15 protein-coding genes are annotated in these 16,094 nt (G+C 72.3%); 13 read left to right on the top strand and 2 right to left on the bottom strand.

Annotated elements, in window-relative coordinates; translation table 11 throughout:
• The first annotated feature begins 37 nt into the window (after window positions 1-37).
• Complete coding sequence (locus DFP74_RS26020; RefSeq protein WP_121185637.1) at window positions 38-1,651, top strand: amidohydrolase; 1,614 nt, start codon at window positions 38-40, stop codon at window positions 1,649-1,651.
• Window positions 1,652-1,734: 83 nt separating this feature from the next.
• Here DFP74_RS26020 and DFP74_RS26015 read toward each other — a convergent pair whose 3' ends face one another.
• Window positions 1,735-2,889: a S1 family peptidase gene (locus tag DFP74_RS26015; protein ID WP_121185635.1), complete on the bottom strand. Its 1,155-nt coding sequence runs from the start codon at window positions 2,887-2,889 to the stop codon at window positions 1,735-1,737.
• 621 nt (window positions 2,890-3,510) lie between these two features.
• Here DFP74_RS26015 and DFP74_RS26010 point away from each other — a divergent pair.
• The 6 genes from DFP74_RS26010 (at window position 3,511) to DFP74_RS25985 (ending at window position 9,545) form a co-directional block, all read left to right on the top strand.
• Window positions 3,511-3,714, top strand: coding sequence for a ubiquitin-like protein Pup (locus DFP74_RS26010; protein WP_121185633.1), 204 nt, complete (start codon window positions 3,511-3,513; stop codon window positions 3,712-3,714).
• Between the two features lie 136 nt (window positions 3,715-3,850).
• A complete protein-coding gene (prcB, locus tag DFP74_RS26005; RefSeq protein ID WP_199725784.1) occupies window positions 3,851-4,729 on the top strand; it encodes a proteasome subunit beta in 879 nt (292 codons plus the stop codon).
• A gap of 55 nt (window positions 4,730-4,784) precedes the next feature.
• Window positions 4,785-5,537, top strand: coding sequence for a proteasome subunit alpha (gene prcA, locus DFP74_RS26000; RefSeq protein ID WP_121185629.1), 753 nt, complete (start codon window positions 4,785-4,787; stop codon window positions 5,535-5,537).
• Window positions 5,538-5,643: 106 nt separating this feature from the next.
• The gene (gene pafA / locus DFP74_RS25995) at window positions 5,644-7,002 is read left to right on the top strand and encodes a Pup--protein ligase (protein ID WP_121185627.1); all 1,359 of its coding nucleotides are present in this window, start codon (window positions 5,644-5,646) and stop codon (window positions 7,000-7,002) included.
• A gap of 252 nt (window positions 7,003-7,254) precedes the next feature.
• Window positions 7,255-8,361, top strand: coding sequence for an FKBP-type peptidyl-prolyl cis-trans isomerase (locus tag DFP74_RS25990; protein ID WP_121185625.1), 1,107 nt, complete (start codon window positions 7,255-7,257; stop codon window positions 8,359-8,361).
• Window positions 8,362-8,531: 170 nt separating this feature from the next.
• Entirely contained in the window at window positions 8,532-9,545 is a 1,014-nt protein-coding gene (locus tag DFP74_RS25985; RefSeq protein WP_121185623.1) for a methionyl-tRNA formyltransferase, read from the top strand.
• A gap of 132 nt (window positions 9,546-9,677) precedes the next feature.
• On the opposite strand, the gene DFP74_RS25980 is transcribed toward DFP74_RS25985, so the two are convergent.
• Window positions 9,678-10,775: a DUF3866 family protein gene (locus tag DFP74_RS25980; protein ID WP_121188524.1), complete on the bottom strand. Its 1,098-nt coding sequence runs from the start codon at window positions 10,773-10,775 to the stop codon at window positions 9,678-9,680.
• 97 nt (window positions 10,776-10,872) lie between these two features.
• Between DFP74_RS25980 and DFP74_RS25975 the strand changes: the two genes are divergently transcribed.
• The 6 genes from DFP74_RS25975 (at window position 10,873) to DFP74_RS25950 (ending at window position 16,086) form a co-directional block, all read left to right on the top strand.
• On the top strand, window positions 10,873-12,924 hold the full coding sequence (locus DFP74_RS25975) for a YafY family protein (protein WP_121185621.1): 2,052 nt from the start codon (window positions 10,873-10,875) through the stop codon (window positions 12,922-12,924).
• A gap of 60 nt (window positions 12,925-12,984) precedes the next feature.
• Window positions 12,985-13,167, top strand: a complete 183-nt coding sequence (locus DFP74_RS25970) for a hypothetical protein (protein ID WP_121185619.1) — start codon at window positions 12,985-12,987, stop codon at window positions 13,165-13,167.
• Between the two features lie 65 nt (window positions 13,168-13,232).
• Window positions 13,233-13,553, top strand: a complete 321-nt coding sequence (gene tatA / locus DFP74_RS25965; RefSeq protein ID WP_121185617.1) for a Sec-independent protein translocase subunit TatA — start codon at window positions 13,233-13,235, stop codon at window positions 13,551-13,553.
• A 187-nt stretch (window positions 13,554-13,740) separates the two neighbouring features.
• Window positions 13,741-14,571 carry a twin-arginine translocase subunit TatC gene (tatC, locus tag DFP74_RS25960; RefSeq protein ID WP_121185615.1) on the top strand — a complete coding sequence of 277 codons (831 nt, stop codon included), beginning with the start codon at window positions 13,741-13,743 and terminating at the stop codon, window positions 14,569-14,571.
• 106 nt (window positions 14,572-14,677) lie between these two features.
• Window positions 14,678-15,106: a DUF397 domain-containing protein gene (locus tag DFP74_RS25955; RefSeq protein WP_121185613.1), complete on the top strand. Its 429-nt coding sequence runs from the start codon at window positions 14,678-14,680 to the stop codon at window positions 15,104-15,106.
• Window positions 15,107-15,189: 83 nt separating this feature from the next.
• Window positions 15,190-16,086 carry a diacylglycerol kinase family protein gene (locus DFP74_RS25950; RefSeq protein WP_121185611.1) on the top strand — a complete coding sequence of 299 codons (897 nt, stop codon included), beginning with the start codon at window positions 15,190-15,192 and terminating at the stop codon, window positions 16,084-16,086.
• The last annotated feature ends 8 nt before the right edge of the window (window positions 16,087-16,094 follow it).

Below are 16,094 nucleotides of genomic sequence, written 5' to 3'. Positions count from 1 at the left end.
CCCCGGCGGCACCCGCCACGAGGAGGAGAACTCGCCCGTGTCCGCTCTGCTCATCCACAACGCCCAGGTCCTGACCATGGACGACGCCCATCCCCGAGCCACCGCCGTGGCCGTGCGGGAGGGGCGGGTACGCCTCGCCGGGACCGCCGAGCAGGCCCGCGCCGCGGCCGGGCCCGGGGCGGTGGAGGTGGACGCGGGCGGCCGCACCGTCCTGCCCGGGTTCATCGACCCGCACAACCACCTGCTGTCCACGGCCGAGTCCCTGGCCGCCGTGGACGCGGGCTACCCGCGGGTGGGCAGCGCCGCCGACCTGGCCCGTGTCATCGCCGAGGAGGCCGCCCGCACCCCGGCGGGCCAGTGGATCCGCGCCTTCCACATGGACGACGCCAAGTTCCCGGGCGGCCGGCCCACCCGCCGCCACCTGGACGAGGCCACCGACGAGCACCCGGTGATCGTCTACCACGTCTCCGGCCACCAGGCGGTGGTCAACTCCGCGGCGCTGGCCTGGAGCGGGATCACCGAGAACATCACCGACCCGGCGGGGGGCTCGTTCGTGCGCGACGAGGCGGGCCGGCTGACGGGCATGGTCCTGGACTCGGCGATGGAGCTGCTGCTGCCGCTGGCGGTGGACATCGGCTGCCACGGCCCCAACTTCCACACCGACCTTCCCGCGGAGCAGCTGCTGGGCTGGCTCTCCGACGCGGCCGGACCGTACCTGTCGGCCGGCGTCACCACGGTGTGCGACCCCCAGGTCTCCGCCCGCGAGTTGCGCGTGTACCGCGCCGCCCGCGCGGCGGGGACGCTGCCGCTGCGCACGTTCGGCATGCCCCTGTCGCACCAGCTGGACGCGCTCACCAGCGCCGGGCTCGCCAGTCCCTTCGGTGACGACTGGTTGCGCCTGACCGGCATGAAGTTCTACTCCGACGGCACGCTGCTCGGCGGAACCGCGAAGTTCTCCGTCCCCTACGGAGAGCACGGCGAGTTCGCCGGCAGCCTCTACCACGACCCGGACCGGTTGGTGGACCTGGTCACCCGGGCGGCGGGGGAGGGCTGGCAGGTCGCGATCCACACCCAGGGCGACGCCGCGATGGAGCACACCCTGGCCGCGATCGCCTCGGCCGCCAGGGTCTCCGGTCCGGACGCGCGCCCGCGGGTGGAGCACTGCGGCCACCCCACTCCCGAGCAGACCAAGCGCTTCACCGACTACGGGGTGATCCCGGTCAACCAGCCCAACTTCCTGCACGACAGCGGTGGCGACTTCCTGCGCAGGCTGGGCGGGCGCGCGCACCGGCTCCAGCCCATGCGCGAGGAGATCGACCTGGGACTGCGGCCCGTGCTCTCCAGCGACTCCTTCGTCTCCAGCCTGCGCCCGATGGACACCGTCGCCAACGCGGTGTGCCGTACCACGCGGGAGGGCCTGGAGATCGGGGTGGACCAGGCGGTGACCCTGCACGAGGCGCTGCGCGCGCACACCCTCGACGCCGCCCACGCGCTCGGGGTGGAGGACCGCCTGGGGGCGCTGCGGCCGGGGCACCTGGCCGACCTGGTGGTGCTGGACGCCGACGTGGAGGCGATGGACCCCGACCGGCTGCGCACGGTGGGCGCGTGGCTGACCGTCCTGGACGGCGAGGTCGTGCACGGGGCCGGCTGAGCCCAGCCGCGCCCCTGGACAGGGGACGTCCCCGCCCGCGTGCGGCGCGGACGGGGACGTCTGGGGGATGGTGCGGGGCGGGGTCAGCTCGTGCGGATGTTCACACCCCACGAGCTGATCATCGGCGCGACCTCCTGGTAGTAGGTCGTGCCGCCGGAGGAGCAGTTGCCCGAGCCGCCGGAGGTGACGCCCTGGGCCTGCGTGCCGGAGATGAACGAGCCGCCGGAGTCACCGGGCTCGGCGCACACGTTGGTGCGGGTGAGCGCGCGGACGGTGCCCTGCGGGTAGGAGACGGTCTGGTTGCGGGCCTGGATGGTGCCGCAGTGCCACCCGGTGGTGGAACCGGAGCGGCACACGGCCGAGCCGATCGGCGCCTGGGAGGTACCGGTCACGGACTGGTAGCCGCCGGTGTTGTAGCGGGAGACCAGGTTGTAGAGGGTGAAGTTGGACGTGCCGCGGACGAACGCGGCGTCGTTGCCGGGGAAGACCGAGCGCTCGAAGGTGCCGGTGCCGTTGCCGATGGTGACGCCGGTGCCCACCGTGCCGCAGTGGCCGGCGGTGACGAACCCGGGCTGGCCGGAGCTGTTGGTGGCCGCGAAGCCCACGGAGCAGCGGCCGCCCATGTAGTAGGCCAGACCGCCGATGATGTTCGCGTAGGTCTCCGCCTGCTCGGCCACCTCCTCGACGCGCACGTCGGAGGCGTCCACGCCCGCGGCGTCGACCAGGGCGTCGACGTCGGCGCCGGAGCCCTCCAGGACCTCGATGACGACGGTGTCGCTCTCGACGTCCGGGTACCAGCCCATGACGCCCTCCTGGGCGTCGGCGGCGTTGAGGTCCTCGACGACCTCGTCGAGTCCGTCGAGGCCGTGGTCGACGACGGTGGCCTCGGCGCCGGTCGCCTCGACCGCGGAGACGGCGTCGGCGTCGGTCACCAGGACGGTGAGCTCACGGGTGTCGATGTCGAACAGGGAGCCGCCGTAGGCGTCGCCCGCGGCCTCGGTGGCCTCGGCGTCGACGTCCATTGCCGCGTCCTGCGCCTCAAGGAGCTCTTCTGCCTGTGGGGTGGACAGGTCGAGGTCCGCGGCCAACGCCTCCAGCATGCTGGTGGCGTTGTCGTCGGGGGTGGGGGCCTGAGGTGCGGCGGCCGGTGCCGCGAGGGCTCCGGGTGCCATAGTGAGGGCGAGACCGAACGCCAGGGCGCCGGTTCCGATGGCGGAGATAACGGGGGAGGGTCGCATTGATCCCTACTCTCCAAGGGGGATTGGCGGGGGAACGGGGGCATCGCCCGGTGGGGCGCTGTCCCCTTATCGGAAGCGAGTTCTGATCGATCCCGATATTCACCGATACATCCGGTAAACGATTCACCACCTTAGGTCGACACTTTGGGGGGCGAAAGACCCGCTTTGAGTAGAACCATTCAGTTCGAGGTGGGGTCGTCGGGTCACTGGGCCAATGGTGATGACTACTCGTAGCCATCGCTCGGTTGACCTTGCGTTATCGCCTGCGCGCAGTGACGGAGTGAGAGCACCGCGTGTGCGCAAGGGAGGCTTCGTGGCCGGATGCGGTCACCGGTACCGGGTGCCGATCGTGACCGCGTGGACACGCAGCCGTCACACCCGAGGTCAGGGGATCGGCTGCCGCTCGGGCCGCCGGCCGCGCGGGTGCCGTGGACCCGGCGGCCCGCGGGGGCGCCTCGACGCCGGCGCGTGAGCGTGCGGAACCGGCCGCCGGCGGCCTCCTGCGCGGGGTAGGGGAGGCCGACCGAGGTAACTTGCGAGTATCGGGCTCCGGGAAGTGGGTTGAGCCGCTCGTGGTTGGGCCAAGATAAGGGCGAGAGCCCCGAACGGGAGGTAGCGAGGATGGCGACGAAGGACACCGGCGGTCAGAAGCACGCCTCACGCCGCGACGAAGAGGTCGAGGAGACCGAGGCCGCGGCGGACGTGCAGGAACGCAAGGACCAGATGGACGAGGACGTCGACGACATTCTCGACGAGATCGACGACGTGCTCGAGAGCAACGCCGAGGACTTCGTGCGGCAGTTCGTGCAGAAGGGCGGACAGTAGCCGCTTCCCCGGCGGTTCGCTGAGAGCGCACACGGGCGCCACCAGCCCCGCTGTGCACAGGACTAGGGTCGATTCCACGGCCGGGCGCACGGCTCGGTCGTCGCAGGCAAGTACAACAGGCGTCCCACCCGCCCCCATGCCGGGGTGGGGCGCGAGTGGAGGGAGTCGCGTGTTCGCAGGGTTCGAGGGCGGACGGTTGCCCGCCGCGTTCATGAGTGCGGGAACCTCGTCATTCACGGAGTTTCTCACTTCGGTCCACCCGGAGATGCTGCCCGGGCACAGGCTCCCCGAGGGCGGTGCGGCCGGCGGTCACCTCACTCCCGACGCGACGACCATCGTCGCCCTGACCTTCCCCGGAGGAGTGCTCCTGGCCGGCGACCGCCGGGCCACCCAGGGCAACGTCATCGCCAACCGCGACATGGAGAAGGTGTTCCGCACCGACGAGTTCTCGGCCGTGGCGATCGCCGGCTCGGCCGGCTTCGGCATCGAGCTGGCCCGCCTGTACCAGGTCGAACTCGAGCACTACGAGAAGATGGAGGGCCGTTCGCTCACCCTGGAGGGTAAGGCGAACAAGCTCGCGCAGATGGTCCGGGGCAACCTGGGCCTGGCGATGCAGGGATTCGTGATGATCCCCCTCTTCGTCGGATTCGACGAGAACACCGCACAGGGGCGGGTGTTCAGCTACGACGCGGTCGGCGGGCGCTACGAGGAGCACCGCTACCACTCCATCGGCTCGGGCTCGGTCTACGCCAGGGGCTCGATCAAGAAGCTCTACAGCGACGACCTGGACGAGACCACCGCGATCAAGGTGGCGCTGGAGTCCCTCTACGACGCCGCCGACGACGACTCCGCCACGGGCGGGCCGGACCTGCACCGCAAGATCTTCCCGCTCATCGATGTCATCACCGAGGACGGACACCGGCGGGTCCCCGCCGAGGACGTCGCCCGGCTGGCCACGGAGATGGTCGAGGCACGGGCCGCCGATCCCGACGGACCCACGGCCAGCCTGAGCTGACCGCGCCCCCCGCCCCACTCCAGACATTCCCCGAGTAGCGAAGGAACGATCCGCGGTGTCGATGCCGTTCTACGTCGCCCCTGAACAGCAGATGAAGGACAAGGCGGACTACGCGCGCAAGGGCATCGCGCGCGGCCGCAGTGCCGTCGTCCTGCAGTACGAGGGTGGCATCCTCATGGTGGCGGACAACATGTCCCGCACCCTGCACAAGATCAGCGAACTGTACGACCGGATCGGCTTCGCCGCCGTCGGCCGCTATCCCGAGTTCGAGAACCTGCGCCTGATGGGCGTGCGCTTCGCCGACGTGCGCGGCTACCAGTACGACCGGCGCGACGTCAGCGGGCGCCAGCTCGCCAACATCTACGCCCAGACCCTGGGCACCGTCTTCAGCGAGAGCCTCAAGCCGTGGGAGGTGGAGATCGTCGTCGCCGAGGTCGGCGACACCGCCGACGGCGACGAGATCTACCGCATCACCTTCGACGGCTCCATCGTCGACGAGCAGGGCTTCGTGGCGGTCGGCGGCTCCTCCGACCACGTCGGAACGGTCCTGAAGGACCGCTTCGCCGGCGACGCCCCTCTCAGCGCGGCCCTCAACACGGCCACCCACGCCCTGGCCAGGGAGAACGGGGAGGAACGCGAACTGGAGGCGGCCAACCTGGAGGTCGCCGTGCTGGAGCGCTCCAGGTCGCACCGCAAGTTCCGCCGCATCCACGGGCGGCGTCTGACCGACCTCATCGAGGAGGGCCAGGCGGCGGCCCGCACCGCCTCCGGCGGCGGGGAGACCACCGAGGACGAGGCCAACGAGTGACCTGCGAACAATGATCACGATGCGCCGTGGCGACGCGGCGCGGCGAGGGTGTGGACGGCGAGGCCCCGCCGTCCGCACCCCGGTGACGGGAAGTTGGTGAGTCCGCGTGGAACGACGGATCTTCGGGCTGGAGAACGAGTACGGAGTCACGTGTACCTTCCGGGGGCAGCGCAGGCTGTCGCCCGACGAGGTGGCCCGCTACCTGTTCCGGCGGGTGGTCTCCTGGGGGCGCAGCAGCAACGTCTTCCTGCGCAACGGAGCCCGCCTGTACCTGGACGTGGGCAGCCACCCCGAGTACGCGACCCCCGAGTGCGACAGCCTGCTGGACCTGGTGGCCCACGACAAGGCGGGTGAGCGGATCCTGGAGGGGCTGCAGGTCGACGCCGAGCAGCGCCTGCACGAGGAGGGCATCGCCGGCGACATCTACCTGTTCAAGAACAACACCGACTCTGCGGGCAACTCCTACGGCTGCCACGAGAACTACCTCGTGGGCCGGCACGGCGAGTTCGGCCGCCTGGCCGACGTCCTCATCCCCTTCCTGGTCACCCGCCAGATCATCTGCGGAGCGGGCAAGGTGCTGCAGACCCCGCGCGGCGCCCTGTTCTGCGTCAGCCAGCGGGCCGAGCACATCTGGGAGGGCGTGTCGTCGGCGACCACGCGCTCGCGTCCCATCATCAACACCCGCGACGAGCCGCACGCCGACGCCGAGCGGTTCCGCCGCCTGCACGTCATCGTCGGCGACTCCAACATGAGCGAGACCACCACACTGCTCAAGCTGGGCTCGACCGACCTGGTGCTGCGGATGATCGAGGCCGGGGTGGTCATGCGCGACTACACCCTGGAGAACCCCATCCGGGCCATCCGCGAGGTCAGCCACGACATGACCGGCCGGCGCAAGGTGCGCCTGGCCAACGGCCGCGAGGCCAGCGCCCTGGAGATCCAGCGCGAGTACCTGGAGAAGGTCCAGGGCTACGTCGACCGCCACGGCACCGACGCCGTGGGCAAGCGCGTCCTGGACCTGTGGCAGCGCACCCTGGAGGCGGTGGAGACCCAGAACCTGGACCTGGTCTCCCGGGAGATCGACTGGGTGGCCAAGTACAAGCTGCTGGAGCGCTACCGCGACAAGCACGACCTGTCCCTGTCCTCGCCCCGGGTGGCCCAGCTCGACCTGACCTACCACGACATCCACCGCGACCGCGGCCTGTTCTACCTGATGCAGAACCGCGGCCAGATGGAACGGGTGGTCAACGACCTGAAGATCTTCGAGGCCAAGTCGGTGCCCCCGCAGACGACCCGGGCCCGGCTGCGCGGCGAGTTCATCCGCCGCGCCCAGGAACAGCGCCGCGACTTCACCGTGGACTGGGTGCACCTCAAGCTCAACGACCAGGCGCAGCGCACGGTGCTGTGCAAGGACCCCTTCAAGTCGGTGGACGAGCGGGTGGAGAAGCTCATCGCCGGAATGTGATCCTCCCGCGCCCGTCGTCCACCGGTATCGCCCCTCGGGGCGAAGGTGGGCGGCGGGCGCCATCGCGGCGGGCGGAGGCCGTCCGCCGCGGGTGAGGGCCCCGGCTCCGTCCCCTTGGTGCGGCGGCCTCCGGAGCGGCGGGTGGGTTGGTGAGTGGTGCCCTGCGGCGTCCGGGCATGGCCAGAGGTGGCCGAACTCCCTCTTTTCGGTAGTGTGACTCTGTCCTGAGCCGGAAATCAGAGGTTGTGACTCATGCACCGACGTGCTGCCGCTCTCGCGGTGCCACTGACCGCCATCGCCTTGGCGGTCTCAAGCTGTGGATCCATCCCAGACGAGTGGCGCACCCCCGCCTTCCTCCGCATGGGCGAGGACGAGCTCGATCCCCGCCTGCCCGAGGTGGCCGGTGAGGTCGGGGAGGAACCCGAGGTCATCTTCCCGGACAACGAGCCCCCGGACGAGGAGCTCTCCGGCATCGTGAGCGAGGGCTCCGGCGAGGACGAGCTGGTGCGCAACGACGACCTGCTCGTCGCCAACGTCGCCCAGTACCAGTGGACCGCCCCGGGTGAGGGCGAGCCGGTGGAGGGCCAGTCCAGCTACGAGACGGGCGCGCCCGACCTCGTCCGCATGGAGCAGATGCCCGAGTACATCACCGAAGGGCTGGTCAACCAGCCGGTCGGCAGCCGGGCGGTGTTCGTCTTCCCGCCGCTGACCGAGGAGGAGCGCACCCAGGCCGAGGCCGCCGGGCAGCCGGCGCCCGAGGGCGCCAGCGTCCTGGTCCTGGACGTCATGGACCGCTACAACAAGGGCGCGGTCGTGCCCGGTGAGCAGTCCTCGAACGGTGGCGGCGATCTCCCCGAGGTGGTCCAGGAGGGCCACAGCGAGCCCGAGATCACCATCTCCGACAACGACCCGCCCGAGGACCTGGTCGTCGAGCCGCTCATCGAGGGCGGCGGCGCCGAGGTCGAGGAGGGCCAGCAGGTCATCGTCCAGTACACGGGTGTGCGCTGGGAGGCCGACGAGAACGGCGGCCACGAGCCCTTCGACTCCACGTGGAGCCGGGCCGGCGACCCGTTCGACACCACGATCGGCGCGGGCGCGGTCATCGAGGGCTGGGACGAGGGCATGGTCGGCCAGACCGTCGGCAGCCGCCTGCTCCTGGTCGTCCCCGGCGACATGGCCTATGGCGAGACCGAGGAGGAGGCCATGGGCGGACCCGTGGGCACCCTCGTCTTCGTGATCGACATCCTGGGCGCGGTCGACAACCCGCCGCCCGCCGAGGAGCCCGAAGCCGACCCCAGCGCCGAGCCCTCCGACGGGGCCGACGAGGAGGAGGCCGCGGAGGAGGGCTCCGAGGAGTAGCCACCGCGGGGCAGCACGCGCCGCGCACCCTCCCACGCCCGGCCGGGTCCTCCCGGCCGGGCGTTCGGCGTCCTCGGGCCGGGGACACGCCCGGGGCCGCCGGTGGTCCGCGCCGCGCCGGGGCCGGTGCGTAGAGTCGGGGCGAACGGTCCTGGAGCGAGGGGGAGCCCATGGCTGAACGGCGTCGCTACTGCTACGTGTCCGGGCTGAGCCTGGGCATCACCGCCCTGGAGGAGCTGTGCACCCGGGGCAGGCCACCGAGCCTGGTGCTGTCCTACCCCGCGGAGCTCGCGCACCGGTCCGGATACGCCGACTACGAGACGGTGACCCGACACCACGGCCTGCCGCACCTGAGGGTCGCCGACATCAACTCCGACGAGGCCCGTGACGCCCTGGCCACCCACGGCATCGACCTGATGGTCGTCGCGGGCTGGTCGCAGATCGTCCACGACCAGGTCCTGTCCGCCCTGCCGCTGGGCGCGGTGGGCCTGCACCCCACGCCGCTGCCGGTCGGACGCGGGCGCGCGCCCATCACCTGGACGATCCTGCGCGGCTTCCGAGCCAGTGCGGTCACGCTGTTCCACCTGGAGTCCGAGCCCGAGACCGGCGACATCATCGACCAGGTCTGGTTCGACCTGGCTCCGGACGTGACCGCGACCTGCCTGTACGCCACCGTGGCGCGGATGCAGTCCGACCTGCTGGTCCGCCACCTGGACGACGTCCTGGCCGGCACGGCGCCGCGGCGCCGGCAGACGGGACACGCGTCGTCGTGGCCGCGCCGCCGTCCCAGCGACGGCCACCTGGACTTCACCGCCCCCGGTCGCGACGTGGACCGCATGGTGCGCGCGCTGGCCGATCCCTACCCGGGCGCGTTCGCGATGTTCGGCAGCGCGCGGATCACCCTGTGCTCGGGCCGGCTCGACGAGTCCGTGCCCGGCGGGGCGCCCGGCCAGGTCGTCGCCGCGGGCCAGGGCCGCGCCTGGGGAGTGACCTGCGGGGACGGGACGGTGTTCGTGCCCGACGCCCTGCGCGTGGACGAGGGGGTGCGGGCCGAGCCGAGCTCACTGGCCATGTTCCGGCCCGGCGCGTTCTTCGACGCGCCCTCCACGCACATGCTCGACGCCACCCAGCGCGCGACGGTGCCCGGACAGGCGCCCAGTCCGGAGAGCCTGCTGCGCGCCTGAGCGCGGTGGGCGTCCGTCGGCGCACGGCGGCGCGGCCGACGGCCGCGCCCCGGGGCGCGGGTGGGCGGCGCGAGCGTCCGAACGCTCAGGCCGGGGCGGGCCGCCCGGTCGGCCGCCATCGCCCTGCCGTGCTCACGGTGTCCGCAGCAGGCGGGCGGCGTGCCGTCCGGCGGCCGCGGCGGCCAGGAACGCCGGCCGGTCCTCCTCCAGGCCGCGCCCCATCGTCGAGACCTTCACCGGCAGGGCGCGCAGTGCGTCCTCCAGCCCCGCCACGTCCACGTTGACCAGGGCGTGCCGCTGACCCAGCGCGGCGGTCTGGGTGCGTACGAGTTCGCCGAAGGGGCCGGGCAGGACGGGCACCACCACGTCGGCCCTGGTCAGGGCGACCCGGCCGAACGCCGTCAGGCTGTGGTGGGAGACCCCGCGGTGGCGCTCGCGCCGGTCGGCCTCACTGACCCGCAGTGCGGCCACCGGCCGTCCGCCCAGGACGCCGACGGCGTTGACGGCCTCGCCGCAGGCCACCCCGGAGAACCCCCAGGGCGTGCCGGTGCCGAGGTTGCCCGGCCCCTGGCAGACCACCGCCACGTCGGCGCGCAGCACATGGCGGGCGGCCAGCAGCCCGGAGTGCACCGTCACGGCCTCCAGATCGCCACCGTAGGCCTGGCCGGTGGTCACGCATCCCGACACCAGCCCCTCGTGCCGCAGAGCCCCCACGAGCTGCGAGAACGCCGCGGGCAGGGCTCCGCCGTCGAGCATGACGTACGCGATCCGGGCGTCGGGGTCCTCGGACCGGATCCCCGCCACGACCGCGGGCAGGGACGAGTGCAGGTCGGCGACCACCGCGGGCATGCCCTCCACTCCGGCCGCCGCGCGCAGCCGGCCGTGGTGGGGCGAGTCCTGTTCGTCGGTGCCCAGCACCGTGGTCTGCAGCGGGGTGTAGCGGGCCTTGACCAGGTGCCCCGGGCCCTCGCGGTCGGGCGGCAGGCGGTCGGGCACGGCCACGACCAGCGCGTATCCGCCCGTTCCCAGCCCCAGGTCCAGGGCCCCGGTGTTGAGCAGGACCCCGTCGCCCACCTCGGGGGCGCCCACCACGTCGGGGTAGGCCAGCGCGCGGCACCGGCGCGGGGCGGGATCGTCGTCCCCGCGTGGATGGACGTCCACTTCGCACACGCGCACCCCCGGCCAGGAGGGCAGGATCTGACGGACTTCTCCACGGCGCCACCGGATCATGCTGGGCACGGTACCTTCGATGCTGAGCCGGTGTCGGGACGACGCGCCCTCGCGTGTCCGGCCGGTCGTCCACCGAGTGTCGAGAAGGGTGCGGGCGATGTCGCGCAGGAAAACGGAACGCCAGCTGAACCTGGTCATCTGTCTGTTGTCCACGCGTCGCCATCTGACCGCGCAGGAGATCCGCCAGACGGTGCTGGGCTACGCCGAGGCGGAGTCGGAGTCGGCGTTCAAGCGCATGTTCGAGCGGGACAAGCGGGAGCTGCGCGACAGCGGCATCCCCATCCAGGTCGGGACCGGAGACGCGGTCAGCGGCGAGGAGGGCTACCGCATCTCCCGCAGCGACTACGAGCTGCCCGAGATCGAGCTCCTGCCCGACGAGGCCCTGGTCCTGGGCCTGGCCGCGCGCGCCTGGCGGCACGCCTCGCTGGGCGAGGCGGCGGCCAACGCCCTGTTCAAGCTGCGCTCGGCCGGTGTCCCGGTGGACACCGAGGCCGCCCCGGGCCTGACCCCGGCCATGCGCACCGACGAGCCCTCGTTCGGTCCGGTGTGGCAGGCGGTGCGCGACCGGCGCCCCATCGCCTTCGACTACCGCAAGCCCGGCCAGGTCACGACCGAGCGGCGCGAGATCGAGCCGTGGGGCATCGTCAACCAGCACGGCCACTGGTACGTGGTCGGCCACGACCGCCGCCGCGGTGCGCGCCGGGTCTTCCGGCTCGGGCGCGTGCGCGGCGAGGTGGACGTGCTGCGCGGCGGCCCCGACGTGCGGGTGCCCGAGGGTGTGGACCTGCGGTCGGTGGTGGCCACCCAGAAGGCCGAACCCGAGCGCGCGGCCACCGTGCGGGTGCGCACCGACTCCGCGCACGAACTGCGCCGGCGCGCACTGCGCGTGGTGCCCGGCGAGCGCGACGGCGGCGGTGGCGGGTGGGACACCCTGAACTACCCCTACGTCGACACCCCGGACCTGGTGCGCGCGGTGGCCTCCTTCGGTTCGCGCGCCGCACTGGTCGAGCCCGCCGACGCCCGCGCCGCGGTGGCCGCCCACCTGGCGGCCACCACCGAGCACGAGGTCGCGCCGGGCGAACCCGAGGACGCGGTCGTGCGCGACGAGGCCGTGGCGCCCGCCCGCGGCCCGCGCTCCTCCGACCAGCTGCGCCGCCTGCTCATGCTCGTGCCCTACGCGCTGGGCCGCGAACTGCGGGTCGAGGAGGTGGCCCGCCACTTCGGTCTCAGCGAGAAGCAGGTGGTGGCCGACCTCGGCCTGCTGTGGATGTGCGGGCTGCCCGGCTACACCCCCGGCGACCTCATCGACGTCGACCTGGACGCGGCCAGGGAGACCGGGGAGATCATCCTCGGCAACGCCGACACCCTGGCGCAGCCGCTGCGGCTGACCGCCGACGAGGCGGCCAGCCTCGTGGTGGGGGTGTCCCTGCTGGAGGCCCTGCCCGAGGCCGAGGGGCTGGAGGGCGGCGCCCTCAAACGGGTGGGCGAGAAGTTGCGGGCCGCGGCCGGCGCCGCGGCGGGCTCCCTGGTGGACGCCGTGCAGGTCCGCATGGACATGGACGAGCAGGTCGCCCAGACCCAGCGCCGCTGCGCCGACGCCCTGGAGTCGGGCCAGCGGCTGCACCTGCGCTACCTGTCGGGCTACCTGGACCAGGTCACCGAGCGCGAGGTGGACCCCATGGGGCTGGTGGTGCAGGACGGCAACCAGTTCCTGGAGGGGTACTGCCGTCTGCGCCACGACGTGCGCCTGTTCCGTCTGGACCGGGTGCTGGAGCTCACGGTCCTGCCCTACGCGGCCGAGGTCCCCGAGGGGGTGGGCCGCCGCGACCTGTCCGCGGGCGTCCTGCAGCGCTCGGACCGCGACGCCCTGGTCACCCTGGACCTGGAGCCCTCCGCGCGCTGGGTGACCGAGGACTACGCCTGCGAGTCGGTGCTCGAACGCGAGGGGGGCGGCGTCCGTGCGACCCTGCGCACGCCCGCGCCGGCCTGGGTCGCCCGGCTGGCGTTGCGGCTGGGACCGGAGTGCCGGGTGGTGGCACCGGCGGCCCTGGCCGAAGAGGTGCGGGCCGAGGCCCTGCGGGCGCTGGAACACTACCGACCGGCCGAAACGCCGGTTCCCCTGGTCGAGACCACTTCGTCGCCGGAGTGAGGCGGACATGTTCATCGGGGGGTGGGGTGTAGGTCATCACGAAAGGGATATGGTGAATTCGTGACTGTCCTTGCTGTCCTGTTCGTGGTGGTTCTGACCGGAGCCGCCATCGGGGTGCTCGCGCTGCGCGTGCGCGGCGCCGCGCACGCGCTGTCCGTGCAGGTGAACCGGACGTCGGGCGACTACCAGGCGAGCAGCGCCGCCCTGCGCGAGCGCGTCCGCCGGAGCGGTGCGGGGGCGTGACGGCCCCGCGACGCATGCGCGTACCATCGAAGGCGCCTGGTCGCGCCCCAGAGAGAGGTTGAACCATGGGACCCTTTAACGGACCTACCATCGCCATTCTGGTGATCCTGGCCTTGCTGCTCTTCGGAGCCAAGAAGCTTCCGGACCTGGCCCGCTCCCTCGGGCGCAGCGCGCGCATCCTCAAGGCCGAGAGCAAGGGCCTGGTCGAGGATGAGAACGAGACCACCGAGGACGAGGCCCCGCAGCAGCAGGCCCGCCAGCAGGGACCCCAGGCCTCCGCGCCCGCCGACGCTCCCCAGCAGCAGCAGGGTTACCCCCAGCTGCCCGCCGGCCAGCGCATCGTCCACGAGTCCGGTGAGCCCACCCGCCACACCTACGGCAACTGAGCCGTCTCGCCCCCGGACGCGGACGGTGTCCGACGACCAGGGGCGCTAGGAACCGCCGGGGCGCGGCGCCGAGGGGCGCCGCGCCGGACGGTCGTCAGGGGGTGGCCGCGCCTGGCACGCGGCCCCGAGGAGACAGGAAAGTGACGGCACGATGACGGCACGACGCCGGGAGAATCCAGAAGCCCGGATGCCGCTCATGGAGCACCTGCGCGAGCTGCGCGGACGCCTCACCAAGGCGATGATCGCCCTGGCCCTCGGCGCTGTGGTCGGCTACTTCGTCTACGACATCGTCTGGGAGATCCTCAAGGCGCCCTACTGCTCGCTGCCCGAGTCCGAGGCGGTCGACCCCGACGGCTGCGCGCTCATCGTCACCGGCCCCTTCGACGCCTTCTTCGTCGCGTTCAAGGTGTGGGCGTTCGTCGGCGCCCTGGTCTCCGCGCCGTTCTGGCTCTACCAGCTGTGGGCGTTCGTCGCCCCGGCCCTGCACAGCCGCGAGAAGAAGTACGCCTACATCTTCGCCCCGCTGGCCGGCCTGCTGTTCGTCGCCGGCGCGTGCCTGGCCTACTACGTCACCGCCCTCGCCCTGACCATGCTGTTCGGCTTCCTGCCCGAGGACGCGCTGACGTTCCTCACCATCGGGGAGTACCTGGACTACATGGTCGTCATGATGGGCATGTTCGGCCTCGGGTTCGTCCTGCCCCTCCTGGTGGCCCTGCTCAACCTCTCCGGCGTCCTGCCGCACGCGGCCATCGCCAAGTGGCGCCGCGTCATCATCTTCGCCTCGTTCGCGGTCGCGGCGATCATCACCCCGGCCGAGCCCATCTCGATGCTGGCCCTGGCGGTCCCGCTCGTGGTCCTGTTTGAGGTCGCCGAGCTGTTCGCCTTCCTCAACGACCGCCGCAAGCGCCGCGACGACCCCTACGCCGGCCTGGACGACGACGAGATCTCCGAGCTCGACGACGAGCTCTCACCGCTCGACGACTCCGAGACCGAAGCGGAGACCGGAAAGCGGACCTGAGACGAGCCGCGGAGCCGCTAGGGTCGGGCGCAGTGGGCGACCGTACGGCCCACGGGCCCGGAGGACGGCCTCCGGGCCGGTCCGGTGACTGGGAAGAGGAAGCACGATGAGTGAGCGGTCCGAGGCCAAGCGGGAGCTCCCTCCTGAGGCGATGGGCAACGAGAAGTGGCACGACACCACCCACGCGGTGTGGATGCGCTCCTCGTTGTCCAAGGACGACTCCGAGGCGGTCGTCGAGGTGGCACGCTTCGACGACGATTTCCGCGCCGTCCGTGACGGCAAGGCCCCGGAAAAGGGCACGCTGTTCTTCACCCCCGCGGAGTGGGAGGCCTTCGTCCTGGGCGCCCGCGACGGGGAGTTCGACATCCCGGAGGAGTACCTCACCGAGGAGGAGCGCCGCATCCAGAACCGCGAGGTCGAGGTCGACGTCGCCTGGGTGCCCTCCCCGCTGAACACGCCCGAGGCGATGGAGGAGTACCATCGCCGCCAGCGCGAGGAAGCCGAGCAGGAGCAGGGCCAGGACGCCCTGTCCTGAAGCGCCCCCGGGCGCGGGGAGTGCGGGTGGCCTCCGCGAGCCCGCACGTCCCCGAATCCGTTGGTGAGCAAGGTCCCCATCTCATGACCCCCCACATCGCCCTCCTGGTCAACCCCGCCTCCGGTCGGCGCCGCGCCGCGGTCACCGCGGTGCGGCTGAAGGAAGCGCTGCGCGAGGCCGGTGCCCGCGTGTTCGTCTACAGCGGCGACTCGGCCGCGGACAGCCGCCGGCTGGCCCGCCTGGCGGTCGCGGACCGTCCCGACGCCCTGGTCGCGGTGGGCGGCGACGGGCTGGTGCACCAGGCCCTGCAGGCCGTCGTGGGCAGCGGTGTCCCGATGGCGGTGATCCCCGCCGGCACCGGCAACGACATCCACCGCGCGTTCTCCTCGCGCCGCCTGTCGCCGCGCCGCGCCGCCGAGGCGATCCTGGCCGGGCGCGTGCGCTCGGTGGACTGCGTGCGCCTGCGGCTGGCCGACGGCACCCGGCGCCACTACCTCAGCGTGCTCGCGTGCGGCTTCGACGCCCGCGTCAACGAGCGCGTCAACGCCTTCCGGTTCGGGATCGGCCGCGCCGGCTACCTCATGGGACTCCTGGCCGAACTGCGCGCCTTCACCCCCATCGACTTCGAGATCACGGTGGACGGGCGCCGCATCGCCGAGCCGGGCATGCTGGTCGCGGTCGGCAACACCAGCGCCTACGGCGGCGGCATGCACGTGTGCCCGGCGGCCGTCCCCGACGACGGATTGATCGACGTCGTCTTCGCCCGCCAGGCGCCGCTGGGCCGGTTCCTGCGATTGTTCCCGCGCGTGTTCAACGGCAGCCACACGAGCCTGGACGAGGTCGTGGTGGAGCGGGGCCGCACCGTCACCATCTCCGGCGCGGCGGGCGCGGCCTACGCCGACGGCGAGCGCGTGGGCGCACCGCCGCTGGAGTGCGAAGTCGTGCCCAAGTCGGTCGAGCTGGTGGAGCTGGACGCCTAGGGCTCGCC

The sequence above is a fragment of the Nocardiopsis sp. Huas11 genome (genome assembly GCF_003634495.1).
Classification (GTDB): Bacteria; Actinomycetota; Actinomycetes; order Streptosporangiales; family Streptosporangiaceae; genus Nocardiopsis.
This window is presented reverse-complemented; position numbering and strand designations above follow the sequence as displayed.

Bases quoted from the DNA above. Each gene is read 5' to 3' on its own strand.
- DFP74_RS26015 (WP_121185635.1), bottom strand. From the start codon at position 2,889: ATGCGACCCTCCCCCGTTATCTCCGCCATCGGAACCGGCGCCCTGGCG.
- DFP74_RS26010 (WP_121185633.1), top strand. From the start codon at position 3,511: ATGGCGACGAAGGACACCGGCGGTCAGAAGCACGCCTCACGCCGCGAC.
- prcB (WP_199725784.1), top strand. From the start codon at position 3,851: ATGCCGGGGTGGGGCGCGAGTGGAGGGAGTCGCGTGTTCGCAGGGTTC.
- DFP74_RS25990 (WP_121185625.1), top strand. From the start codon at position 7,255: ATGCACCGACGTGCTGCCGCTCTCGCGGTGCCACTGACCGCCATCGCC.
- DFP74_RS25985 (WP_121185623.1), top strand. From the start codon at position 8,532: ATGGCTGAACGGCGTCGCTACTGCTACGTGTCCGGGCTGAGCCTGGGC.
- DFP74_RS25980 (WP_121188524.1), bottom strand. From the start codon at position 10,775: ATGATCCGGTGGCGCCGTGGAGAAGTCCGTCAGATCCTGCCCTCCTGG.
- DFP74_RS25975 (WP_121185621.1), top strand. From the start codon at position 10,873: ATGTCGCGCAGGAAAACGGAACGCCAGCTGAACCTGGTCATCTGTCTG.
- tatA (WP_121185617.1), top strand. From the start codon at position 13,233: ATGGGACCCTTTAACGGACCTACCATCGCCATTCTGGTGATCCTGGCC.
- tatC (WP_121185615.1), top strand. From the start codon at position 13,741: ATGCCGCTCATGGAGCACCTGCGCGAGCTGCGCGGACGCCTCACCAAG.
- DFP74_RS25955 (WP_121185613.1), top strand. From the start codon at position 14,678: ATGAGTGAGCGGTCCGAGGCCAAGCGGGAGCTCCCTCCTGAGGCGATG.
- DFP74_RS25950 (WP_121185611.1), top strand. From the start codon at position 15,190: ATGACCCCCCACATCGCCCTCCTGGTCAACCCCGCCTCCGGTCGGCGC.